Source organism: Streptomyces olivaceoviridis, from assembly GCF_014650115.1.
GTDB classification, from domain to species: Bacteria; Actinomycetota; Actinomycetes; order Streptomycetales; family Streptomycetaceae; genus Streptomyces; species Streptomyces olivaceoviridis.
This window is the reverse complement of the sequence record NZ_BMUI01000005.1, coordinates 62260-84976: the sequence shown is the minus strand read 5'-3', so window position 1 is coordinate 84976 and position 22717 is coordinate 62260. Positions and strand designations below refer to the sequence as shown.

18 protein-coding genes are annotated in these 22717 nt (G+C 70.9%); 2 read left to right on the top strand and 16 right to left on the bottom strand.

Going from position 1 to position 22717, the window contains the following annotated elements:
- Nucleotides 1-43: 43 nt before the first annotated feature.
- The 14 genes from IE273_RS11670 to IE273_RS11605 all read right to left on the bottom strand — a co-directional run bounded on the left by IE273_RS11670 (nt 44) and on the right by IE273_RS11605 (nt 16501).
- On the bottom strand, nt 44-712 hold the full coding sequence (locus IE273_RS11670) for a VOC family protein (protein ID WP_189815071.1): 669 nt from the start codon (nt 710-712) through the stop codon (nt 44-46).
- Nucleotides 713-755: 43 nt separating this feature from the next.
- Entirely contained in the window at nt 756-2114 is a 1359-nt protein-coding gene (locus IE273_RS11665; RefSeq protein WP_189815070.1) for an MFS transporter, read from the bottom strand.
- Nucleotides 2115-2147: 33 nt separating this feature from the next.
- Nucleotides 2148-3122: an amidohydrolase family protein gene (locus IE273_RS11660; RefSeq protein WP_189815069.1), complete on the bottom strand. Its 975-nt coding sequence runs from the start codon at nt 3120-3122 to the stop codon at nt 2148-2150.
- Nucleotides 3119-3586 (bottom strand): cupin domain-containing protein, encoded by a 468-nt coding sequence (locus IE273_RS11655; RefSeq protein WP_189815068.1) that lies wholly within the window; start codon nt 3584-3586, stop codon nt 3119-3121. Before IE273_RS11655 ends, IE273_RS11660 begins: the two co-directional genes overlap by 4 nt.
- 56 nt (nt 3587-3642) lie before the next feature.
- Nucleotides 3643-4833, bottom strand: a complete 1191-nt coding sequence (locus IE273_RS11650; RefSeq protein WP_189815067.1) for an FAD binding domain-containing protein — start codon at nt 4831-4833, stop codon at nt 3643-3645.
- Entirely contained in the window at nt 4830-6233 is a 1404-nt protein-coding gene (locus IE273_RS11645; RefSeq protein ID WP_189815066.1) for an MFS transporter, read from the bottom strand. Before IE273_RS11645 ends, IE273_RS11650 begins: the two co-directional genes overlap by 4 nt.
- Nucleotides 6234-6311: 78 nt before the next feature.
- Nucleotides 6312-7787 (bottom strand): aldehyde dehydrogenase, encoded by a 1476-nt coding sequence (locus IE273_RS11640; protein WP_189815331.1) that lies wholly within the window; start codon nt 7785-7787, stop codon nt 6312-6314.
- Nucleotides 7788-8122: 335 nt separating this feature from the next.
- Nucleotides 8123-10021 carry a helix-turn-helix domain-containing protein gene (locus IE273_RS11635; RefSeq protein WP_189815065.1) on the bottom strand — a complete coding sequence of 633 codons (1899 nt, stop codon included), beginning with the start codon at nt 10019-10021 and terminating at the stop codon, nt 8123-8125.
- Nucleotides 10022-10184: 163 nt separating this feature from the next.
- Entirely contained in the window at nt 10185-11108 is a 924-nt protein-coding gene (locus tag IE273_RS11630; RefSeq protein ID WP_189815064.1) for a PfkB family carbohydrate kinase, read from the bottom strand.
- Nucleotides 11109-11222: 114 nt separating this feature from the next.
- The gene (locus IE273_RS11625) at nt 11223-12224 is read right to left on the bottom strand and encodes an SIS domain-containing protein (protein ID WP_189815063.1); all 1002 of its coding nucleotides are present in this window, start codon (nt 12222-12224) and stop codon (nt 11223-11225) included.
- Between the two features lie 75 nt (nt 12225-12299).
- A complete protein-coding gene (locus IE273_RS11620) occupies nt 12300-13145 on the bottom strand; it encodes an ABC transporter permease (RefSeq protein WP_189815062.1) in 846 nt (281 codons plus the stop codon).
- The gene (locus tag IE273_RS11615) at nt 13142-13987 is read right to left on the bottom strand and encodes an ABC transporter permease (RefSeq protein WP_014670359.1); all 846 of its coding nucleotides are present in this window, start codon (nt 13985-13987) and stop codon (nt 13142-13144) included. Before IE273_RS11615 ends, IE273_RS11620 begins: the two co-directional genes overlap by 4 nt.
- Nucleotides 13988-14013: 26 nt before the next feature.
- A complete protein-coding gene (locus tag IE273_RS11610; RefSeq protein WP_189815061.1) occupies nt 14014-15285 on the bottom strand; it encodes a polyamine ABC transporter substrate-binding protein in 1272 nt (423 codons plus the stop codon).
- Between the two features lie 16 nt (nt 15286-15301).
- On the bottom strand, nt 15302-16501 hold the full coding sequence (locus IE273_RS11605) for an ABC transporter ATP-binding protein (protein WP_229887170.1): 1200 nt from the start codon (nt 16499-16501) through the stop codon (nt 15302-15304).
- A 263-nt stretch (nt 16502-16764) separates the two neighbouring features.
- Here IE273_RS11605 and IE273_RS11600 point away from each other — a divergent pair, with 263 nt between their 5' ends.
- The gene (locus IE273_RS11600) at nt 16765-17838 is read left to right on the top strand and encodes a LacI family DNA-binding transcriptional regulator (protein WP_189815060.1); all 1074 of its coding nucleotides are present in this window, start codon (nt 16765-16767) and stop codon (nt 17836-17838) included.
- 374 nt (nt 17839-18212) lie between these two features.
- Here IE273_RS11600 and budA read toward each other — a convergent pair whose 3' ends face one another.
- Nucleotides 18213-19019: an acetolactate decarboxylase gene (budA, locus tag IE273_RS11595; protein WP_189815059.1), complete on the bottom strand. Its 807-nt coding sequence runs from the start codon at nt 19017-19019 to the stop codon at nt 18213-18215.
- 31 nt (nt 19020-19050) lie between these two features.
- Nucleotides 19051-20739, bottom strand: coding sequence for an acetolactate synthase AlsS (gene alsS, locus IE273_RS11590; protein ID WP_189815058.1), 1689 nt, complete (start codon nt 20737-20739; stop codon nt 19051-19053).
- Between the two features lie 917 nt (nt 20740-21656).
- Here alsS and IE273_RS11585 point away from each other — a divergent pair.
- A complete protein-coding gene (locus IE273_RS11585; RefSeq protein WP_229887169.1) occupies nt 21657-22694 on the top strand; it encodes a S53 family peptidase in 1038 nt (345 codons plus the stop codon).
- Nucleotides 22695-22717: the final 23 nt, after the last annotated feature.

Sequence of the window (22717 nt, the reverse complement as noted above, 5' to 3'; positions counted from 1 at the left end):
GGGGTGCGGCCCCGAACTCCGTCCGGCCGCACCCCCGTCGAGCTCATTCCGGCTGGGTGACCGCCGTGCGCCGGACGACCACTTCACCCTCGTCCGTGGCGACGGCCACGGCGTACACACCAGGGCGTTCGCCGTTGTACTTCAGGGGCAGGTCCAACGCCCCGTCGCCGAGCCATGCGCGCATGTCCTTCTCGGTACCGCCCACTTCCATCCAGGTGATCCCCCGCGGGGAGGTCTGCTCCCCGGAGCGCGGCTGGGCGGCCGGGTGCCGGGTGAGGTCCTCGACCAGGAAGACGTTGGGGAGTCCTCGTTGCCAGCAGGGGATCGTCTCGGGAACGCGTACGGCGTTGCGCTGCACACCGTCCGTCCGCCTGCGCAGGGGCTTGTCGATGATGTCGGTGCCGAAGTGCCCTGCCAGCCGGGTCAGTTCGTCGTGCGAGTCGACCCGCAGGCACCAGCCGATGAAGACGTCGCCCCCTTCGATCTGGTCGTAGAACCAGCGGGCGCTCGGGTTGGTCCGCGGGGAGTAGGCGTCGATGACGCTCTCGACCTCGATGTACTGGTCCGGTCCCAGCGGCACGATGCGGTTGGCGATGCCGAGGTGGGGGAACCAGCCGCCTTCGTACTGTCCGAACCCGGTCTCCTCGCAGAGCCGTTCGGTGCCCTCGTAGATGTTGCGGCACCCGAGGGAGATGTGGTCGATGCTGAGCACAGTGTTCCGTCTCTTGTCAGTGAGTTCTTGTCAGCGGTTCTTGTCAGGGGGTTCTTGTCAGTGGGTTCTTCGTCAGCGGGCGAGAGTGCGCCGGGTTCGCCCGGATCCGGTTGCCGGCCACGGTGACCACCGCGCACGCGACGAGCGACACGGCGATGAAGTACAGCCCGCTGTCGAAGTTCCCGGTGCTGTCCCGCAGCCATCCCACGATGTACGGCGCCAGGAAACTGCCGACGTTGCCGAGCGTCGTGGTCATGGCGATACCGACCGACAGGGCCACCGGTCCTCTGAGGTGCGCCACCGGGATCTGCCAGACCAGGAAGAGGGCGGCGTAGATGCCGGAGGTGAGCAGGACCGTACCGAGCAGGGTCAGCCACAGGTTGGGGGCGTTGACGGCCAGGACGGTGCCGGCCGCGGCCAGCAGCGCTCCCCAGACCACGTGCTTCACCCGCTCGTCGCGCCGGTCGGAACTGGAGACCCAGGCCAGGGCGACCAAGGCCGCCGGGACGTAGACGAGGCCGGACAGGAGACCTGTCTGCACCAGGCTGAGTCTCGTATGGGTGTGCTCCGCGAAGCCGGCGACGATCAGCGGGAGGAAGGCGGTGATGGCGGCGAATCCGACCCACAGCAGGCCGACGGCCATCGAGAGGGTGACCAGGCGGAGGTCGCGCAGCCGCTCAAGGATGTCCCGCACGCCTGTCGTCGGCTTCTCGTCGGTCCGCTCCTCGGTCTGCTGCGCCGCTGTGACCCGCAGCAGGGCCGCCTTCTCCTCGGCCGACAGCCAGTCGGCCGTCGCGGGGGAATCGGTGAGGAACCGCAGCAGGAACAGTCCGATGACGATCGTCGGCGCCCCTTCGAGCAGGAACATCCACCGCCATCCGGCCAGGCCGCCCATGCCGTCGGCGTACTGGATGATGTACGCCGACAGCGGCGTGCCGAGGATCGCGTAGAACGGCAGGCAGACGATGGCGGTGATCCGGCCGCGCATCCTCGGCGGGAACCAGATCGTCAGGTACATGAACATGCCGGGCAGGAGTCCCGCCTCGACGGCGCCCAGTGCGATCCGGACGACGACCAGGCTCCGCTCGCCCTGCACCAGGCTCGTCAGCATGGCGACCACGCCCCAGGCGATGGTCAGCAGTCCGAGCCAGCGCTGCGGGCCGAGCTTGTTGAGCGCCAGGTTTCCGGGAATCTGCAAGGCGATGTAGCCCGCCGAGAAGATTCCGGTGGCGAAGCCGAAGGCCGCGGTGCTGATGCCGAGGTCCGCGTTCATGGTCAGCGCGGCCGTCCCGAGGTTGACCCGGTCCAGATAGCCCGCGGTGTACAGGAGGAGAACCAGCGGGGCGAGACGTCTGGCGGCCTTTCTCAGGGCACGGCGCTCGACCTGTGAGGTGTCGGTCACGGGGGAGTCCTTCGAAGAGTGGTCGAGGCGTTGTCACAGGCCGAGGAAGGCACGTGCGTTGGAGGTGAGCACCGCCGCGGACGGCCCGTGGTCGGTGGCGAAGCGGACGGGGTCGCTCTGGGCCATGTCGAACGGGTAGTCGCTGCCGCAGACGATGCCGTCCTTGGACGCGTGCGTGGTCAGCAGGCGCAGCAGACCGGGATCGTGGGTGACGGTGTCGAAGAACAGCTCTCCGAAGCCCTCGTCCGGCGGCCGGGACGAGTGCCGGCGCACATCGCCCCGGGCGTGCCAGCCATGGGTCCACCTGCCGAGCAGCCCCGGTGCGCATCCTCCGCCGTGCACGAAACAGATCCGCAGCCGGGGCAGTTGCTCCTTGACACCCCCGAGGAGCAGGGCGGCGACGGCGGTGGCGGTCTCCACGGGGTTGCCGATGAGGTTGGACAGGTAGTGCTCCGACCACTCCGGCCGGGACAGCTGCATCGGGTGGACGAGTACGGCCAGACCCAGCGCGTCGGCATCGGTCAGGACGTCCCTCAGGAAGCCCTGGTCCAGGGACCGGCCGTAGTGCAGGGGCGGTATGGCGATCCCTGCCATGCCCTCGGTCACGGCCAGCCGCTCCATCTGGGCGCGGGCCTCGGCGGGCTCGTCGAGGCTGACCATCCCGAGGCCCACGAGCCTGCCGCCCGCGTCGGCGACCACCGCGGAGAGCGCCTCGTTGAACGCGGTGACGTACGAGCCCGCACCGGGCACGCCTCCGACCGGGAACGCGAAGGGCGGCGCCGACACGACCCGCACCCCCACACCCGCCGTGCGCATGTCGCCGAGGATCGCGGCGACGTCGCTCATGGCCCGGGTCGGGATCGACAGCGGAATGTCACCGAGGTACAGGGAGCCGTCACGGTCCCGCATGGGCCCGTACGGGGCGCCCGGGGGAAGGCTGAACAGTTCGGCGGGCAGCCAGTGGGCGTGGACGTCGATCACGCCGTCGGCCAGGGGTGCGCTGATCACGGCTGCCGCTCCCGCCGGCCGTCCGGGCCGCCGTGGATGTCCAGCGGCGGATTGGCGCTGTCCAGGTGTTCCACGGTGGTGAACACCAGGTCGGTGTCGCCGATGTTCTCGATGTCGTGCAGGAGGTATTCCCCCGGGCCGAAGGTGAAGTGCCGGGTCTCCCCGGCGGAGTAGGAGACCTCGCGGACCGTGCCGTCGTGGGTGTGCTGGCGGCTGCGTCCCGCGTTCACCGCGGTCCAGAAGTAGTCGAGGACGTGCCGGTGGGCGTGCCAGCGCTCACCCGGGGCGAGCCGGATCTCCCACACCCGGACCCGTCGTGTCTCGCTGAGCAGCCGGGAACCGACCCGGCCGTCGTGGGAGTGCTCCTCGAACTCCTCCCGCAGAGCCGGTGACCAGCCCTCGAATCCGCCGGCCACGAGCACGCCCGCGAGGGGCAGGTCGGTGAGAAATCCGTTGTCCGTCATCGTTCCTCCGTCTTCGTCGTAGAGTTCCGCGGATACGCCCAGGGCGTCCGGCGGTGTCATCGCCCGGGGCCGTAGAGCCCGAAGCGCAGGCTCGGGTCGCCGGGGGTCCAGGTGTTGGAGAACTGGGAGCGGCTCCCCATGGCGACGACCCGTTCGAGCAGCCGGGCACTGATGTCGAGCTGGGCGGGCTCCCACTTGCGCAGGGCGGCGCCGATGTCTCCCGCGGCGGCCTCCAGCGCGGCGCTCAGCGCCCAGGCGTCGGCCGCGGCCTTGGCCGTGCCGGCCGCCGCGTGCGGCCGAGCCGCGCAGGCCGCGTCCCCGATCAGGGCCACCCGGCCCTCGGCCATCCGGGACGCCCGTACGTCCGAGACGACCTGGACGTACGGGGTCGCCGTCGACGTCACCACCTCCGCCGCCGCGGGCGAGAGCATCCGCGTCGCGGACTGCCGCATCTCGTCGACATACCGGTCCTGGACCTGCGACGGATGGACCGAGACGGTACCCGGGATGCCCCGCTTGTCGATGAGCATCTCGGACAGCTCGGGTCCCTCGGGCACGTTGCGGTACCAGACGTAGTTGATGAGCCGGTCCCGCGGGCCGGTTCCCCCCTCGCCGGGGATCGGGTAGAGCGTGATGTGCGAGTGCGGGACCACCGTGTAGGTGATGGCGTTCCGCAGCAGCTCGCGGGTGTCGTCGGACAGGTCCTTCTCCGGGACCGTGCCACGCCATCCGACGTAGCCGGAGTACGTCAGGGCCGCGGCGGGGTCGAAGCGCTGACGGGCCGTGGAGGTGATCCCGTCGGCGAAGACCACCAGGTCCGCGGTCACCTCGCGTCCGCTCACGAAACGGACGGTGGCGTGCTGTTCGTCCTGGTCGAATCCGCAGGCGTACTCGCCCAGGTGGTAGTGGTCCGTCCCGAAGTCGGCGAGCAGGGCGCGGTAGAACGTGCCCCACGACGTGTAACTCCATGTCGTCCGCTCGCGGTAGACGACGTCGTTCCCGGTGCCGAGGTACTGCACCCACTCGGTGGACGTGCTCAGGTCCTGCGGGTGCTGCTCGCTGCGTTCGGTGAACCAGCGCAGGGTGTCCGGCTGGAGCACGATGCCGCTGCCACGGCCGTCGAGGGCGGTAGGGGTGCGCTCGAAGACGTCGACCGAGAAGCCGAGGTCGCGCAGGAGGAGGGCGGTGGTGAGCCCCCCGATCGATCCGCCGACGACCGCTGCGGTGGCGCCGTCGTACGCGTTCATGAATGCATCTCCTTGGCAGTGATGGTTTCGGCCGGCGCCGGTGCCCGCTCCGGACCGGTGGGAAGGGGATCGCTCGGGAGGTCCAGCCCCCGCGTCTCGGGCGCGAAGGCCAGCCCGACCGCCGCCGTCAGGCCGACCGCGGCCACGCACGTGGTCGCCAGCCCGAGGTCGCCGCCGAACCAGGAGACGGCGATGACGCCGGCCACCAACGGGCCCGCCGCGGTGATCAGACGGCCGACGCTGTTCGACAGCGCCATGCCGGTCGCCCGCACACTGGGAGGGAAGAGCTCGGGACCGTAGACGAACGTGCCGGACAGCGCCCCGAACAGGCCGAACCCGACGACCGGCAGGGCGAGCAGGAACTCGGCGTAGCCGTGCTGGAAGGGGAAGAGGTAGGCGACGCCCGCGGTGGAGGCGGCGAAGCTGACGGCGAACGCCTTGCGCCGGCCGACCGCGTCGGCGAGGAACCCCCACGAGGCGTATCCGAGGACGCCGCCCGCGTTGAACAGCATGGAGGCGACCGCGACATGGCTGTCGGCCGTGTGCTGCGGCAGCCCGCCGGCGTCGGCGGCGTGGCGGATGATCTGGGGGTACCAGGTCGACACGCTCCAGAAGGCGACCAGCGAGCCGGTGGCGAGTGTCGTCGCGACGAGTGTCCGGCTCAGGAAGGGCGGCGCGAGCAGCCTGCGCAGCACGAACCGGTCCTCCGGGGCGGTGTGGCCCCGCGCCTTCCGGTTCCGGCGGTCCGCGATGGCGGCCCTGATCTCCGGGGGCTCGGGAACGTACCGGCGGATGAACCAGACCAGCAGGGCGGGGGCCACGGCGATGCCCAGCATCACGCGCCAGCCCTGGCCCCCGAGGAAGTCGTACGCGAGGGCGGCGACGAAGAAGCCGGCGGCGTAGCCGGACATCATCACGCCGCAGGCACGCGCCCGGTACCGGTTGCGCCACACCTCGGCCACCAGCGCGGCCCCCACCGGTGCCTCGACACCGGAGCCGAGTCCGGCGACGAACCGCAGTACGCCCAACTGCCACCAGGTGTCGGTGAACGCGGCCAGCGCGGTGAACACGGCGTAGGCGACCACGCCGGCGGACAGCACCCTGACCCGCCCGAAGTAGTCGGCCAGAAGGCCGAACAGGATCCCGCCGACGGCCCAGCCGGCGAGGAAGAGGGCCACGGTCAGACCCCCGTACAAGCCGATGCCGCTCGCGTCCGCCCGGATGCCGCTGTGGGGGAGCAATTCGGTCATGGCGGGGCCGAGGACCAGGGCGTAGAGGCTTCCGGAGAACCCGTCCAGGGCCCAGCCCATCGTGGTTCCCGCCAGAACGAGCCATTGCGTGCGGGTGATCTCCCTCGGCCATCGCGCACCGAAGTGGCGGCCGTTCGCTGTGTTCGACATGCGCGACTCCTTCGTCGGATGTGTCAGGACACGCGGTGGGCGTCGCAGTCAGGGCGACGAACTCACCTGTCGGCGGGATCAGTTGAGGCGGGCGGGCGCGGAGTTCCCGTACCAGTCGACGTCGTCGGCGGCGGTGCGCACCACGACCGTCTTGACCCAGGTGAAGTCGTCGAAGGACTCCTGGCCGGCGTCCCGGCCGGCACCGGATTCCTTGACGCCGCCCCACGGGAGGGACGGCTCCAGGCGGTGGTGGTCGTTCACCCACACCATTCCGGCGACGACGCGGTCCGCGACCCGGTGCCCCCGCGCGATGTCCCGGGTCCACACACCCGCCCCGAGACCGAACCGGTTGTCGTTGGCCATGGCGACCGCGTCGTCCTCGTCGTCGAAGGGCACGACGACCGCGACGGGACCGAAGATCTCCTCCCGTGCGACCGTCATCGACATGGTCGCGTCGGCCAGGACGGTGGGCTGCACGTAGTAGCCGTCGCCGAGTTCCGCCGGCAGATCGGGAACGCCTCCTCCCGCGGCGACACGGGCGCCCTCCTGGACGCCGGTCCCGATCAGCCGCAGGACCTTCTCGCGCTGGACCTCGCTGATCAACGGACCCAGTTGCGTTTCCGTCCGCGCGGGGTCGCCGATGCGGATGGCTGACGCACGGGAGGCGAGCGCCTCGACGAAGGCGTCGTAGGCACCCCGCTGGACGAGGAAGCGTGAACCGGCGACACAGGACTGGCCGGCCGCGACGAACGCGGCGAACGCCGCTCCTTCGGCGGCCACGCGCGGATCGATGTCGTCGAAGACGACGATCGGGGTCTTGCCGCCGAGCTCGGCGGTGACACGGGCGAACCGGGACGCGGTGGCGACCGCGGCGGCGCGCCCCGCCTCGGTTCCCCCGGTCAACGTGATCTTGGCGATGTCCGGGTGCCCGGTCAGCCGTTCCCCCACTTCCCGTCCGCCGGTCACCACATGCACCACTCCGTCGGGGAGTCCGGCAGCGCGCAGCACGTCGACCAGCGCGAGCGTGGTCAGCGGAGTCAGCTCCGAGGGTTTGACCACCACGGTGTTGCCGGTGGCCAGGGCCGCGGACAGACTGCGTGCGAGGATCAGCAACGGGTGGTTGAACGGCGTGATGATCCCGCACACGCCGAGCGGTGAACGCCGCTGGTACGTCAGGTAGGGGCCGTCTCCGGGCAGGACCGCGTCCCGCTGGGCGGCCAGCAGGCCCGCGTTGTACCGGAACCACTCCGGGACACGGGAGAGCTGTGCCTTGGTCTCGGTGATGGGCCGGCCGTTGTTCTGCGTCTCCAGCCGGAACAGCACCTTGCTGTTCGCCTCGATCGCGTCGGCGCAGCGGAGCAGGTGCCGGGCGCGCTCACTGCGCGGCAGACGTGGCCACGGACCGGACTCGAAGGCCGCCTTCGCCGCCTTGACCGCCTCGTCCACTTCGGACGGCGTGTGGTCCCGTACCGAGCGGATCACTTCTCCCGTGGCGGGGTTCACGATGGCCCGGTCGCGGTGCGTGGTGGCCTCGCTCGCTGCGGGGACGGGGATCTGGGTAACCAGGGCGGTTCGCCTCCTTCAGGCGTCACACTTCGGACGAAGCGGAGATGGGGTTCGCGGTGCGGGCACGGCCGGCGTCCGCGGGTCGGCCGGGGCACGGGGGTGTCGAACCGGAATCGCGGTTCCGGCGGCCGGACTGCGATCGAGTATTGGCCCGGGCAACATCTGTTTCGATGTGTGGGCACACATCGTCGGAGCGGTTCGCTGTGGATCGGCACAGTCCGCGGCGGGCCGGTCCCGGGGCATGCTCGGTCGGACCGTCGCCGGACCGAGAGGGGCGCTGGGGGCTGATCAGACGAGGTGCGAACGGCTCCCTGGTACGGCCGTCACCCCAGGCCGTTGACCTCGATCGCCGCGAGTGCGGCGGTGATCTGCAAGAGCGCGTCGGGTTCCGTGAGGCTCACCTCAAGCAGCTCCTCGACCCGCTTCAGCCGCAGACCGACGGTGTTGGGGTGCACGAAGAGGACCTCGGCCGTGCGGGCCGTGCTGAGGCCGTGGGCGAGATAGGTGCGCAGCGTGTCCAGCAGCCGGGTGTGGCGGCGCCGGTCGTAGTCGAGAACGGGCGCCAGGACGCGGTCGGCGAACCGTAGCAGCTCCGAGGGGTCCTCAAGTTGCAGGAGCAGCCCCTGCACCCCCAGGTCGCCGAGTTCCACCGTACGGTCGCGGCGGCCACGCAACTGCGTGATGGTCAGGACGCCCCGTGTCGTACGGAACGCGGCCGGGTAGTCCGCGAGGTCGGCGCACGGCCGCGACACCGCGACCGTCACGGTGATCGGCAGGGCGCGTGCGACGGACCGGCGGATGGTGTCGGCCGCCGACACCGCACCCGGTGCGACGTGTGCTGTCACGGGCGTCGGTTCTCCCGCGGGAAGGTCCTCCCCGTCGGGGTCCGAGGGCCACAGCACGACGACGTCGTCACCGTGACGGGCCACCAAGGGGCGGGGGGTCTGCCGGGTCGCCATGGCGTGGACGGCCGACAGCACCCGGCGCGGGGTGTCGGTTCCCCGGGCCGAGCCGGGTGTCACCGACTCGTCGTCCACCCGGACGACGAGCACGGAGTGCGCCCGGTGCAGGTCGTGGCCGAGGCGGGCGGCCCGTGCCACGACCGTCGCCATGGCGGCCGGCTGCTGGGTGAGGAGATCGGTCAACAGCTCTCCGCGCAGCCGCCATTCGACGTCCACGGCGGTGCGTTCGCGCAGTATCTCCAGGGCGGCCACGACCGACGCGTGCTCGATCGCCCGTCGTCCGAGGGGGCCGAGGCCGGCCAGGTCCCCCGGGATCCACACCCGGGCGACGACTTCCCTGGCCAGGGCGACCGCGGACGTCGCCCACGGCATCCCGCCGCCGTCCGTCCCCACCTCGACGACCCCAGTGGTCGGCAGGTCCGCGAGCGACTGGCGCGGCACCGAGAAGCCGTCCGGACCGTCGAACGGGTCGCCCGGCACCGCTGTGGAGGGCTGCGCCGCCGTCAGCCTGCTCCCGTCGGCGTCCTCGAACAGAACCGGACGATCGAGCAGGGCGGCAAGCGCCCCGGCGACCCCCCGGATGCCCTCGCCGCGCAGGGCGACCTCGGTCAGCTGGCGGTGGATGTCCTCGCTGCGCCGCAGCAGGGCATGCTGCTCGCGCAGCGAGTCGTTCAGTTCCCGCAGTTCGCCGATCGTCTGCTGTTCCCGGTCCCGCAGGCGGGCCGTCTCGATGGCGATGGCGGCCTGGTTCGCCAGAGTCGTGAGGAGTTCCTGCTCGTCGTCGGAGAACTCGTGCGCGCCGGCGCGGTAACACGTCAGCGTGCCCAGACAGGAGCCGGAGGTCATGAGAGGTACGGCGATGATGGAACGGTAGCCCTGCTGCTCGGCGACCCCGCCCCACGCGTAGTGGGTCTCGGCCGTGACATCACCGATGGCGACGGCCCTGCCCGTGCGGAACGCCCGGCTCGAAGGCGCCTCTCCGCACTCCCCGGCCCCGATCCGTACCGGGTGCTTGATGTTCACGCCTCTGATGTAGGCGGCCGACAGCCCGTAGGCCCCCTCGATGGCGAGGACCCGGTGCGCCGGGTCCGGCAGCAGCACGGAACAGAAGTCGTAGCCCAGCAGCCGGCAGGCCGTCCTGGCCACGAGGTCCAGCAGTGAGCGCACGCTTCCGGTGCCGTTCACCGCCTCGGCGAGGTCCGCGATGGCACCGAGCCACGTCCTGAGATCGTCGTGGCGGTCGGCGGCGGCGCTCGTCATGGGGTGACTGTGCCATTCCACCGGGTCCCGCTCAAGACCTGGGGTCCGTCACAGAGGCTCCGATCCCACGCTCCCGCGCGCCCTCACGGCCCGGATCCGTCCGTCACCGCGGCCCAGGAGCCTGGCGGCAGCGCGCGGGCGATGCGCCCTGCCGCGCGGCGGGTCACGGCTGGGACTCCGCGGCGTTCGCGCCGGCCTGGTCGAGCGGCACCGGGACCGGTGTCCTCGGGGCAGGCCGGCCGTGGCCGAAGGCGGCCTCCACGAAGCACTGGTCATGGGCCGACCGCGCGCCGTGCCGCAGCGCGCGTTCCAAAGAGGTGCGGGACGGCGGATTGCGGCGGGACCAGCCGTCGTGGAGCAGGCACACCGCGAAACCGGCGAGGAACGCGTCACCGCAGCCCATGGTGTCGGTCATGGTCCGTGCGTCCGCGGCGCGCGCCGGTGCCGTCGCCAGGGTCCGGCCGTCGTACACGATGGCCCCCGCCAGGCCGCGGGTCGCCAGGACCATGCGGGCTCCCCGCGCCACCACGGCTTCCAGCAGCCGCCGCGTGGCCGCCTCGTCCAGGTCGGAGCAGGACAGCAGGGCCAGGTCGAGGTGGGGGCAGACCCGGTCGAGGTAGGCGGGGGAGCGGAACTCGTCGTCGTCGGAGAGGTCGAAGCTGACCAGGGGACCGGCCGCGGCCAGCTTGGGCAGTTCGCTCTCGGTGCGCGAGTACACGCTGGAGTGCACGAGCGAGAACGACGCCGCGTACGCCAGCAGGGCGTCGTCCAGGACGAGTGGGTCGCGCACGGTGACACCGCCGCCGTTGTAGCCGAGGAACACCCGGTCGCCGCCCTGCACATGGAGAGTGGAGACGCCGGACTCGCCGTGGCGCACCACGCTGCGCTCCACCGCGACGCCCTGGGCCGCCACGGCCGTACGGAGGAAGGCACCGAGGTCGTCGTCGCCGAACACCCCCAGATAGGCGGTGTCGAGACCGAGACGGCGGGCGTACACGGCCACGTTGACGCAGTTGCCGCCCGGGTAGTCGATGCCGCGGTCCACGAAGCGGTCCACGACGTTGTCGCCGAAACCGAGGATGTTCATCAAAGTCTCCAGGAGGGCGGGCGCCGCGCGGGTGCGCGGCGCCCGCTCGGGGCGTGCCGGTGCACGGGCACGGGCACGCCGGGGCGGATGGAGGTGGGGTGGGGCGGACCGCGGTCAGTAGTCCATGACGCGGTAGTAGCGGCGCAGGTCCAGGGAGTGGTCGCGCACCCGCTCCAGGTGCTTGCTGACCCGGTCCATCACGGTGTCCAGCACCAGCGGCGCCAGCAGCCCCCGGAACTCGGGGCTGATGCCGGCAAGGGGGTAGTCACGGGTGTCGAAGACGGTGACGTCCTTGGAGACGCGCCGGGCGAACGCCTCGGCCCGGTCGGTGAGCGCGCGGGTCTCGTCCTCGCCCTGGAAGACGATCACGCTGGTGTCCTCCTCCAGCAGCTCCAGCGAGCCGTGGAAGAACTCGGCGCTGTGCACCCGGGTGGTGCGCAGCCACTGCATCTCTTCGAGGATGCACATGGAGTACAGGTAGGTGAACCCCCACAGGTTGCCGCCGCCGATGAGGAAGTGGTAGTCGGTGTCCTTGTGGGCCTCGGCGAAGTCGGACGCCACCGGCTCGGCCTGTCGGGCGACCTCCACCAGGATGCGGGGCAGGCCGGCGAGTTCGTCGGCGAGACGGTCGTAGCCGGTGAACTCGCCCCTCCGGGAGAGCAGCCGGCCCATGAACAGCAGCATCTGGACGTCGAACGGCCAGGCCTTGGGCGCCGACACCAGCGCGGTGTCCACCCGCTGGGCGACGGGGGAGTCGGGGTGGCCGGTGAAGCCGATCGTGTACGCGCCCCGCTCCTTGCAGTACTCGATGGCCTTGAGGCTGTCCTCGGTGGTGCCGGAGACGGAGGTGAACACGGCCGCGGTCCGCTCGCCCAGCCGGGCGTCACCGGAGACGACCAGCTCCGCCGCGATGGCCGCCCGCACCGGCAGCACCGAGGTGCGCCGGGCCAGGTGCTCATAGGGCCACATCTGCGCGTAGGTGCCGCCGGCGCCCACCAGGAGGACGTTGTCGTACCCCTCGTCCACGAGACGGTCGACGACCTCCTCGATCCGGGGGCGCAGTGCCACGAGGCTTTCCGTCTGCGCGACGAACTCGGCTTCGTTGAAAGAGAGCACGGTGATGGTTTCCTTCGAGGGGTTGTTTCCGACCGGCCGCGACCGGGCCGGTGTTCTGGCGGCGCGGGAGAGGTGTCAGGCCGCGCGGCGCCGGGCGAACAGCACGTTCGCACCGGCGATGACGAGGCCGCCGACGAAGATCAGCGTTCCCATGACGTTGACCTGCGGGGGCACGCCGGTACGGCTGGCGCTGTACACCCACAGCGGGAAGGTGACCGTCCGGCCGGCGTTGAAGCTGGTGATGACGTAGTCGTCGATGGACAGGGCGAAGCACAGCAGGGCTCCGGAGGCCACACCGGGCAGCAGTGCGGGCAGGGTGACCAGCCGGAACGCCGTCCACGGCCCGGCTCCGAGGTCCCGGGCGGCCTCCTCCAGCGTCGGATCGTGACCCGCCATGCGGGCCCGTACGGTGATGGCGACGTACGGGATGCAGAAGGCCACGTGCGCGATGACGATGGTCCAGTAGCCGCGCGGCACGCCGAGGACGATGAACAGCGACAGCAGGGCGGCGCCCAGGGCGATCTCGGGGGCCGCGATGGCGGCGAACAGCAGCAGGTCCACGGAGCCGCGCCCGCGGAAGCGGTGGCGGCCCAGGGCCAGGCCGATCGGCGTGCCCAGCAGGGTGGCGGCCACCGTGACGACCAGCGCGACGGTGAGGCTGTTGACCAGCGCCGAGGTCAGGTTGGGGAGGGCGAACAGGTGCCGGTACCAGGTGAGGGTGAAGCCCTGCCAGGTGAAGTTCACCTTGCTGTGGGTGTCGTTGAAGCCGAACAGGACCATGACGGCGATCGGCAGCAGCAGCCAGGCCAGCACCAGCCAGGTGTACAGGGTGAGCGTGGGACGGCGGCGCGGGCGTCGGCCGGTGCGCGGCCGGGGCGCCGCGACGGCGCCCTCGACGCGGGTGACGGTGCCGGTGGTCATCGCGCGGCCACCTCCAGCACGTCGTCGGTGCCCAGGGCGCGCGCGTAGGCGAACACGGCCAGCAGCAGGGCGCCCATGAGGACGAAGGACAGGGCGGCGGCGGCCGGGTAGTCGAGGTTGGTGAAGTACTCGGTCTGGATGATGTTCCCGATCATGGTGGTCGAGGGGCCGCCGAGGATGCCGGCGTTGACGTAGTCGGCGGAGGCGGGCACGAAGGTCAGCAGGACGCCCGCGAAGACTCCGGGCAGGGAGAGCGGCAGCACCACGCGCCAGAAGGTCTGCGCCCGGGACGCGTACAGGTCGGTGGAGGCCTCGATGACCTTGGCGTCCACCCGCTCCAGGGCCACGTACACGGGCAGCACCATGAACGGCAGGAAGTTGTAGGTCAGCCCGCCGATCACCGCGTACGGGGTGGCCAGGACGTGGAAGCCGGCGGGCAGCAGCCCCAGGTGCTTGAGCGGGCCGAGCAGGACGCCGTTGTCGGCGAGCACCACGTTCCAGGACTGGGTGCGGATGACGAAGGAGACGAAGAACGGCAGCAGGAGCAGGAAGAGGAAGACCGACTTGTGCCGGCCGGCCCGGAAGGCGATCCAGTAGGCCACCGGGTAGCCCACCAGCGCGCAGCCGACGGTGGCCGCGGCGCCGTAGAGGAGGGAGCGGACCAGTTGCACGTGGTAGGTCTCCACCACGTGGGCGTAGGTGGCGAAGTGGAAGGTCTGGCGGAAGCCGTCGATGAAGTCGCCGGTCTGCAGGGACAGCGACACCATGACGATCACCGGCGTCACGAAGAAGGCGGCCAGCCACAGCCAGCCCGGCAGCACCATCAGATACGGGGCCAGCACCGCGCCGGGGCGCCGCCGGCGGTGCGTCAGGACTGGTAGATCGGTTCGAACAGCGCGTTCCACTGCTTCTCCTCCGTTTCGTCGAGCACCCGCAGGTGGCGCAGCTTGGCTTCGTCGGCCTTGGTCGGGAAGACCAGGGGGCTGGTGCTCAGTGAGCGGAGCAGGGACCGGTGCTTGCCGTCGGCGGCGTCCGCGTCGCGCGCGATCACCGGCTGGGCGTCCGGGACGGGGCAGACGAACTGCACCGTCTCGCTGATCTTCGCGGCGACCTCGGGCCGGTAGGCGTAGTCCATGTACGTCAGGGCGTCGACGGGATGGGCGGCCGTCGAGGGGATGCACAGGTTGTCGGTCCACAGCAGTCCGCCCTCTTCGGGAATGACGAACTCCAGCCGGGAGCCGCTCCGGTTGGCCTGGAAGACATCGCCGGAGTACACCAACGAGGCGTAGATGTCACCACGTTGGAGCGAGGACTGGTAGGTGCTGGTGCTGTAGGAGCGGACCAGGCCCGCGTCGCGCTGCTCGCGCAGCCACGCGGCGGCCTTGCGCCAGTCGGCGTGCGTGGAGGTCTCCGGGTCGACGCCGACGGCCAGCAGGGCGATGTTGCCCAGTTGCACCGCGTCGTTCCACATGCCGACCTTGCCGCGCAGCTTCGGGTCGAGCAGGTCCTGCCAACTGGTGATCTTCCGGCCGACCTTGTCCGGGTCGTAGCCGATGCCGGTCATGCCGGACTGCCAGGGCACGGTGTAGACGTTGCCGCGGTCGAAGGAGGAGTTCTTGAACGCGGCACCGCCGTACCGGGCGAAGTGGGGCAGTCGGCTGTGGTCGAGCGGGGCGAGGTAGCCGAGTTCGATGTACTTGGGCAGGTAACTGTCGCCGCCCAGCACCATCAGGTCGTAGCCGATGCCCTGTCCCGAGGCGAACTCCGGCTGGATCTTGCCGAACCAGGAGGCGCTGTCGTCGATCACCTCGTCGTAGGAGACCTTGATGCCGGTCTCGCGGGTGAACGCCTCCAGGGTGGGGTGCCGGCTCTGGTCGCCGGGGTCGGTGTCGATGTACTGGGTGTAGTTGGCGAAGCTGAGCCGGCCCTTCTTCTTCCGTCCGGTCCAGAAGTCGCCGACGGCGGCGGCGATCTCGGCGGCCGTGCCGGGCACGGGCTTGCGGGCGCCGGGCACGCTGCACGCGGCGAGCGGGGCCAGGGCGGCGGCGCCGAGGGCGGCACGCAGCAGACCGCGCCGGGAACAGCGGCGCTCGGCCAGTCCGCGCAGCCAGGGCGCGGGAGGTGTGGGCTGAAGGGGCATCTTGGTCGACCTGTCGTCAGCTCGGGGTGAGGGAACCGGAGTCGGGGACCGCGCGGTCGGCGGTGGCGGACGTGGCCGGTGCGGCGGGCGTGGTGCCGAGCGGGTAGGAGTGGGCGGTGGCCCAGGACAGCCAGACCGTGTCGCCGCGGGCCGGTACGACGGAGGCGGTGCCGTCGTTGGGCTGGAAGACGGTCATCTCCGCGCCGGTGCTCGTGGCCACGGTGTAACTGGTGGAGGTGCCCAGGTAGACCACCTCGCTGACGGTGCCCCGGAGGCGGCTCGCGTCCCCGGCCGGGCCGGTGCTCAGGGTGATCTTCTCGGGCCGTACGGTGAGCTGGACGTCCGATCCGGCGGTGGGCGCGGCGGCGGACGGCGGGACGGTGACGCGCTGTCCGTCGCCGAGGTCGATCACCCCGCCCTCCGGTCCGGCGGTGGTCAGACGGCCGCTGATCAGGTTCGAGGTGCCGATGAAGCCGGCGACGAACGCGGTGGCGGGGCGCTCGTACACCTCCTGCGGGCAGGCGACCTGCTCGATCAGGCCGCCGTTCATCACCGCGATCCGGTCCGACATGGTCAGCGCCTCGGCCTGGTCGTGCGTGACGTAGATGAAGGTGATGCCCACCTCGCGCTGGATGCGCTTGAGCTCCAGTTGCATGGACTGCCGCAGCTTCAGGTCGAGTGCGCCCAGCGGTTCGTCGAGGAGCAGGGCGCGCGGGCGGTTGACCAGGGCACGAGCCAGGGCCACGCGTTGCTGCTGGCCACCGGAGAGCTGCCGGGGGCGGTGGTCCGCCTTCTCGGCGAGTTCGACGGTGCGCAGGATGCGGTCGACCCGGTCGTGGATCTCGTCCTTGGGGACACGCCGGCGGCGCAGTCCGAACGCCACGTTGTCGGCGACGCTCAGGTGCGGGAAGAGCGCGTAGGACTGGAACACCATGTTGATGTCCCGCTTGTTGGCCGGGACGCCGACCATGTTCCGGCCGTGCAGCAGGATCTGCCCGCCGCTGGGCTCCTCGAAGCCGGCGATCATCCGCAAGGTGGTGGTCTTGCCGCAGCCGGACGGCCCCAGCAGGGAGAAGAACTCCCCTTCGGCGATGGTGAGGTTCACCCCTCGCACCGCCGCTCCGCCGCGGACGCCGCCGAAGTCCTTGACCACGTCGACGAGGGTGATGGCCGGATCTGCGCCGACTGGTGGCGGCGAAAGGGTGTCGGTTGCCATCGCGGAGACCTCCGGAGTTCGGATAGGGGAGAGCGGGCGGCCGTCGGGCAGGGCGCGTGGACGGCCGTCCGGGGGAGGGCAGGAGGATGCGTTCTGACGGGCAGGATTGATAACGTTACCAACGCGCTCGTACCTTACCCACGCCCCGAGGCCCCGCGTCAATGGTTGAATGGCGGTGAATCCCACCGTCCCGTTCCCCGGCGTTCGCCGGCCCGACACGAAGAGATCCGCACATGTCCCCTGAATCGCGGCCGAGGCGTCGCGTGACCATCCCGGACGTCGCCCGGCACGCCGGTGTGGGACAGGCGACGGCCGCACGCGTCCTCGGCGGGTACGGATCGGCGAGCGCGGCCACCCGGGAACGGGTGCTCGCCGCCGCCGCCGAGCTGGGCTACAGCACCAACGCCGTGGCCCGCAGCATGATCAGCGGCCGGACCGACACCCTCGGAGTGGTCGTCGCCGACGTGGAGAACGCCTACTTCGCCCGGGCGGTGCGCGGCATCGCCGACGTCGCGGCCAAGGCGGGGTTGCAGGCCATCCTCGCCAACAGCGACGAGGACAGCGAGAAGGAGAAGGCCGCGGTCCAGCTGTTCATCGAGCGGCGCGTGGACGGGCTCGTGGTGGCGCCGGCCGCCACCGACGACGAGCACCTCGCCCGGGCCGTCTCCGCCGGCATCCCGGTGGTGCTGCTGGACCGTGTGCTGACCGGGGCCGCCCTGGACACAGTGGTCGTCGACAACCGGGGGGCGGTGAAGGCGGCGGTGACCCGGTTCACCGAGGCGGGACACACCCGGATCGCGGTGATCACCTCGGCCATGCCGGGCGACGACGGCACCCGTCTGGCGCCGGGCGCGGACATCTGGACGACCACGGAACGTGTCGCCGGCTACCGCCAGGCCCTGCGAGCGGCCGGCATCCCGCGCTCCGCGGAGCTGATCCGGCACACCGGGTACGAGCGGGCCTGGGCGCGGTCGGCGGTACTGGAGCTGATGACCTCGCGCGACCGCCCCACCGCCCTGTTCACCACCGACAACGTGGCGACGCTCGGCACCCTCGACGCCCTGCTCGACCTCGACGCCCGCATCCCCGACGACGTCTCGGTGATCGGCTTCGACGACGCGGAGTGGACCACGCTCATCCGCCCGCGGCTGAGCGTGGTCAGCCAGCCCGTGCAGGAACTGGGCGGCCTGGCCGCGGACATCCTGATCCGCCGCATCAGCGGAGCCGCCGCCCGTCCCCGCCGGCACACCCTGAACACGACGTACATCGCCCGTGAGTCGACCGGCCCGGTACCCGCTCGGACACGACGGCTGCGGGCGCCGGCGGAGTGTCCCTGATCAAGGACTGGGCCACGCGTACGGAGTCGAGCCCGCTGGAGGCCGGCGCCGCCACCTCGCCTGTCCGGGCCCGCACATCGGCGGGACGACGACGCCTCCGACGCGTGGGTGGTGTCGGGCCGCGGGCACACCTGCGCCTCACCGTCGGTCGTTGCCACCGCCCCGCTGGGCGGGCCCTTCTCGCCGCACGCGACGCGGCGAGAACCCAGCGCCACCTCGCGCGCGACGCCGAGGGCAGGCATCCTCACCGCGGGGAGACCGGTCCTGCGAGCCTCGCCGTGGACAGCCCTCTGGGCCGGAAGCTTCCTTCGACGCCGCCGTGGCGACCCCGTACCGGCCCGTCCGAGACGTGGCCGGCGTCTGTTCCCCGTACCTCATCCCCCATGGTCGGATCCGCCTTCCGCTCGCCGCACCTGGTCTCCGAAAGAGGCGGGAGGCCGCGAGGCCAGGAACTCCGGGGAGGTGGGAAGGCTGAGGTGGAACTCGTGCGCGGTGGCCACGGCCACGGTGCCGGCGGTGATCTCGAAGTCGAAGCAGTGCCCTCCCTTCCGCTTCGCCTGGTCGATGAAGTGGAGGTGGTAACCCGGCACCGACACTCCGCCTTCGTATTCCGGTGTCACGAATCCCACGAGGGTGCCGTCGATGTCCTGGAAGGCGGCGACGGCCTGGCCCTCGGTCGCTTCGACCAGCGGCGGGTAGGGGCGATGCTGTTCGGCCACCGTTCTGGTGCGGACGCTGCTGAAGTGGCCGTCGACGCGCACGGCGCGGATCAGGTTGCCGCTGGGTGCGAGTTCGCCGACGACCGTCTCCACGTCGTGTCTCGTCATGGGTGCGGTCAGGTGCCGCGTCGCGTCGGGACGGAAGAAGGTCACCGCGGCGAACGGGGTGCGATCGGTGTCGGCGGCCGGGGTCACGGTCCCGTCGGCACGCAGCCGGTGACAGACGCCGTCCAGCACGACCATCTCCCCGTCGAGTCCGTTGAACGTGCCCACCCCGAAGTCTCCGTGCTCCAGCAGTGCCGCGACGGTGACGTCGCCGTCGTACACGCCGTCGAGAAGCGCGGCCATGGTGGACGTCTGGTAGACGGTCGACGGTGGTTCCGCCGGTCCGGCAGGTGTGTGACGTGTCAGGGACGTCAGCAGACGCAGCAGCCGGTCCCGGGCGGTCTCGGTGTCGGCCATGAGGGGTCCTCCTCCAGCTCGCTGTCGGCTTCTACTCGAAGGCGTCCGAGATGAGGTGGGTGCCCAGCTCGGTGTTGCGGGAGTAGTCGACGGGGACGTCGATGATCGTGGGTCCGGGTTCCAGCAGGGCCTGACGGAGCTCGGTGGCGAACTCGTCGTAGCCGCGGACGCGTACACCTCGCGCGTTGAACGCCTTGGCGAAACTCACCACGTCGTAGTCGCCCAGCTCGACACCGGACGTGCGACCGTATTTCAGTTTCTCCTGGAAGCCCACCATGTCGTAGGTGTTGTCCCGGAAGATCACGTGAACGAAGGACAGCCCCAGGCGCGTGGCGGTCTCCAGTTCCTGGGCCGAGAAGAGGAAGCCGCCGTCTCCGGAGACGGAGACGATCTGGGTGTGGGGGCGGACGAGTGCCGCGGCCATCGCCCAGGGCAGAGCCACGCCCAGAGTCTGCTGGCCGTTGGAGAACAGGAGCCTGCGGGGCTCGTAGGCGCGGAAGTGACGTGCCATGTGGATGTACACGGATCCGATGTCACAGGCGACGGTCGCGTCGTCGTCGAGGTGGTCGCGCAGAGTCAGCACCAGCGCGGCCGGATCGAGGCCGTCCTCGCTCGCGGGGGCCCGCCGGGCCTCCTCGTCGATGGCGGCCAGCCGGTCGCGCTCGGCGGACACGGCTGCCCTGGCGTCGGTGTCGAGCCTGAGCGGGCCCGTCTCGTCGGCCAGGGCGGTCAGCGTACGGGCCACATCACCGCGCAGTTCCAGGGCGGGCTGGTAGTGGTTGTCGATCTGCGCCGGCACGGAGTCGACGTGGATGACGGTGCGTGCCACGTTCGTGTTCCACAGCTGCGGGTCGTACTCCACGGGGTCGAACCCGACGGCGAGCACCACGTCCGCCTCGGCGACGACGACGTCTCCGGGCTGGTTGCGGAACAACCCGACGCGTCCGAGGTAGTGGTCCTCCAGGTCGCGGGAGATGACGCCCGCTGCCTGGAACGTCTCGACCACCGGGAGGTCACTGCCGGTGATGAACGCGCGCAGGGCGGCGCATGCCGCGGGGCCGCTGCCCCGGCTTCCCACCAGCACGGCGGGACGTGCCGCGTCGCGCAGCAGGCGCGCGGCCTCCGCGACCTTCTCTGCGGGCGCCGCTCCGGTGTCCGGGACGGGCAGCAGCTTCCGGATGCTCGCTGCCGTCCCTTCGGCGGCCACGTCAGCGGGCAGGACGACGGCGGCGGCCCCGCGCGGCTCGGTCAGTGCGGACCGGAAGGCGTTGTTGATCGCCTCCGGTACGTTGTCCGGATGCGCGACCTCGCCGGTGAACTTGGTGACCGCCGTGAGCAGGGCCGCGGCGTCCATCGACTGGTGCGTCCGCTTGAGGCGGTCCGGCCGGCCCACGGCGCCGCAGATGGCGACCACGGGATCCTGTTCCGTGTTGGCGGTCAGCAGCCCCGTGGCCACGTTGCTGGTGCCGGGACCCGAGGTGGTGAGGGTGACGCCGGGGACCCCGGTGAGACGTCCGACGGCACCGGCCATGAAGGCGGCGTTCTGTTCGTGGCGGCACACGATCAGTTCGGGTCCGCCGTCGACCAGGGCGTCGTAGACGGCGTCGATCTTGGCACCCGGTACGCCGAACACATAACGCACGCCATTGGCTTGCAGGCACTCGACCACGCGTTGCGCGGCCCGTGCCGAAGTCGTCGTGGGGTCGCCGGTGTGAACCATGTGTGCTCTCCTCGATGACCTCAGAAGGATGAAGCCGGCACGAGGCCGGCTTTCGCATACCGAGATTGTGTGAGGCCGGGATGTGCGCACACCACCGCGCTCCGTAGCGATCGGTCGGCGAAAACTTCGTCAGTCTGTAGGAGCGGGTCATCTGGCCGACGCCCACCACGGGGTACGGCCCCGCCGACAGACGTGCCGCCGATCAAGGTGACCGGCCACAGGGCCATGAACTGGTCCCAAGAGGCAGGGCCGGCCGAGCGGAAGTGCGTCCGGACGCCGCCGTCGGAGTCGTCGCGGGGGAGCGGAGGAGCGGAAGCGGCTGGTCGGCCAGGACGGCCCTCAACGGGGTCGCGGGGAGGTTACCGGCCGGGGCGGCCTGGCGAGATGTGCCCGAGCGGCACGGCTGGAGTGCCGGCGACGGGCCGGCTGTGAATGCCGTTCGGGCGGGGGCTTTCGCAGGTGTGACGGTCTTCCTCTGCCGTACGAGTGGTTTCCGTACGCCATCCGGTCGTGGATCAGGGGCTCCTCGGGCGGCTCACGTAGCGGGAGCGCCGACAGTGGGCGCCGCGACAGACGCCGCAGGGTTGCGCTGACCGGCGAGGAACGCCGGGTGGGACGGGTCAAGAGCGTGAACCCAAGGTCAGGCGGCGACAGTCCGCCGGAGAACGGTGCCGTCCGTCCGGCCCCGGAGGAGTGTCATGTTCCGCGCGCGTCCGATCCGGTCGCTGCTGGCCGGGGCCTTCGTACTGGTGGGCTTGGCGGCAGCTTCGGCCACCGCCCAGGCTCAGAGCTCGCCCCCCGGCCACCGCACAACGGTCGTCCAGGCCCACGGTTCGGCTGCCGGCCGGCCCGAACCGCTGCCGCCTGTGCGAGTTTGCCGGCCGACATCCCATTGGAATCGGGCGGCCTGTCTGGCCATGCTCAATCCCGACTTCAAACCCGTCGCGTCCCTTCCACCGGGCGCCACGCCGGCAGGCCTCGGCCCGTCGGACATCCGCAGTGCCTACAAGCTGTCCGGCACCAACGGCGCGGGCCGGACCGTGGCCATCACTCTCGCCCACCACAACCCCAACCTGGAGAGCGACCTGGCCGTCTACCGACGCCAGTTCCACCTCCCGCCGTGTACCAAGACCAACCGCTGCCTCCGCGTGATCAACCAGAACGGCGGTACCACGCCACCGTCCGGCACCGCTCCCGAATGGGCATTCGAGTCGTCCATCGACGTGGACGCCATCAGCGCCACCTGCTCGAACTGCCACATCCTGGTCGTCGAAGCGGACGACGCCGGCCCTGCCAACATGTTCACCGCGGTCGACCAGGCCGTCGCTCAGGGCGCGACGTTCATCTCCAACAGCTGGGTCCTGCCCGAGGCGTCGTTCGAGGGCGCGTTCGACTTCCACTTCAACCATCCCGGTGTGGCCTTCACCTTCGCCTCGGGCGACAACGCGGGCGTGACGCAGTACCCAGCCGCGTCCCCCTACGTCACCGCCGTGGGCGGCACCACGCTGACCCGTGCGCAGAATTCTCGCGGCTGGGCAGAAAGCGCGTGGAACGGCACCGGATGCGGCTGTTCCCTCTTCGAACCCAAGCCGGCCTTCCAGCACGACACCATCTGCGCCAACCGCACCATCGCCGACGCCTCCGCCGTCGCCGACAACTTCGCGGTGTACGACACGATCCCCTTCAACGGCTCCACCGGCTGGTTCGTCGCCAACGGCACCAGCATCTCCGCCCCCCTGATGGCCGGGATGTACGCCCTGGCCGGCAACCCGGCCCCCGGCACCTTCCCCAACTCCTACCCCTACGCGCACCCGCGGAACTTCTTCGACATCACCACCGGCGCCGCCGACGGCTTCGCCGCGGTTCCCGGATACGACGCCCCCACCGGCATCGGCACCCCCAACGGCGTCGCCGGACTGAGCGACCCCTCGGACGGGGGGTACGGCGCCGCCTGATCGGGACATCGAGCCGGGAAGAA

What these genes read in the sequence shown, in the direction of transcription:
- IE273_RS11645 (WP_189815066.1), bottom strand. Translation starts at nt 6,233, where the DNA reads ATGTCGAACACAGCGAACGGCCGCCACTTCGGTGCGCGATGGCCGAGG.
- IE273_RS11620 (WP_189815062.1), bottom strand. Translation starts at nt 13,145, where the DNA reads ATGACCACCGGCACCGTCACCCGCGTCGAGGGCGCCGTCGCGGCGCCC.
- budA (WP_189815059.1), bottom strand. Translation starts at nt 19,019, where the DNA reads ATGGCCGACACCGAGACCGCCCGGGACCGGCTGCTGCGTCTGCTGACG.
- IE273_RS11610 (WP_189815061.1), bottom strand. Translation starts at nt 15,285, where the DNA reads ATGCCCCTTCAGCCCACACCTCCCGCGCCCTGGCTGCGCGGACTGGCC.
- IE273_RS11655 (WP_189815068.1), bottom strand. Translation starts at nt 3,586, where the DNA reads ATGACGGACAACGGATTTCTCACCGACCTGCCCCTCGCGGGCGTGCTC.
- alsS (WP_189815058.1), bottom strand. Translation starts at nt 20,739, where the DNA reads ATGGTTCACACCGGCGACCCCACGACGACTTCGGCACGGGCCGCGCAA.
- IE273_RS11585 (WP_229887169.1), top strand. Translation starts at nt 21,657, where the DNA reads ATGCTCAATCCCGACTTCAAACCCGTCGCGTCCCTTCCACCGGGCGCC.
- IE273_RS11635 (WP_189815065.1), bottom strand. Translation starts at nt 10,021, where the DNA reads ATGACGAGCGCCGCCGCCGACCGCCACGACGATCTCAGGACGTGGCTC.
- IE273_RS11605 (WP_229887170.1), bottom strand. Translation starts at nt 16,501, where the DNA reads ATGGCAACCGACACCCTTTCGCCGCCACCAGTCGGCGCAGATCCGGCC.
- IE273_RS11630 (WP_189815064.1), bottom strand. Translation starts at nt 11,108, where the DNA reads ATGAACATCCTCGGTTTCGGCGACAACGTCGTGGACCGCTTCGTGGAC.
- IE273_RS11650 (WP_189815067.1), bottom strand. Translation starts at nt 4,833, where the DNA reads ATGAACGCGTACGACGGCGCCACCGCAGCGGTCGTCGGCGGATCGATC.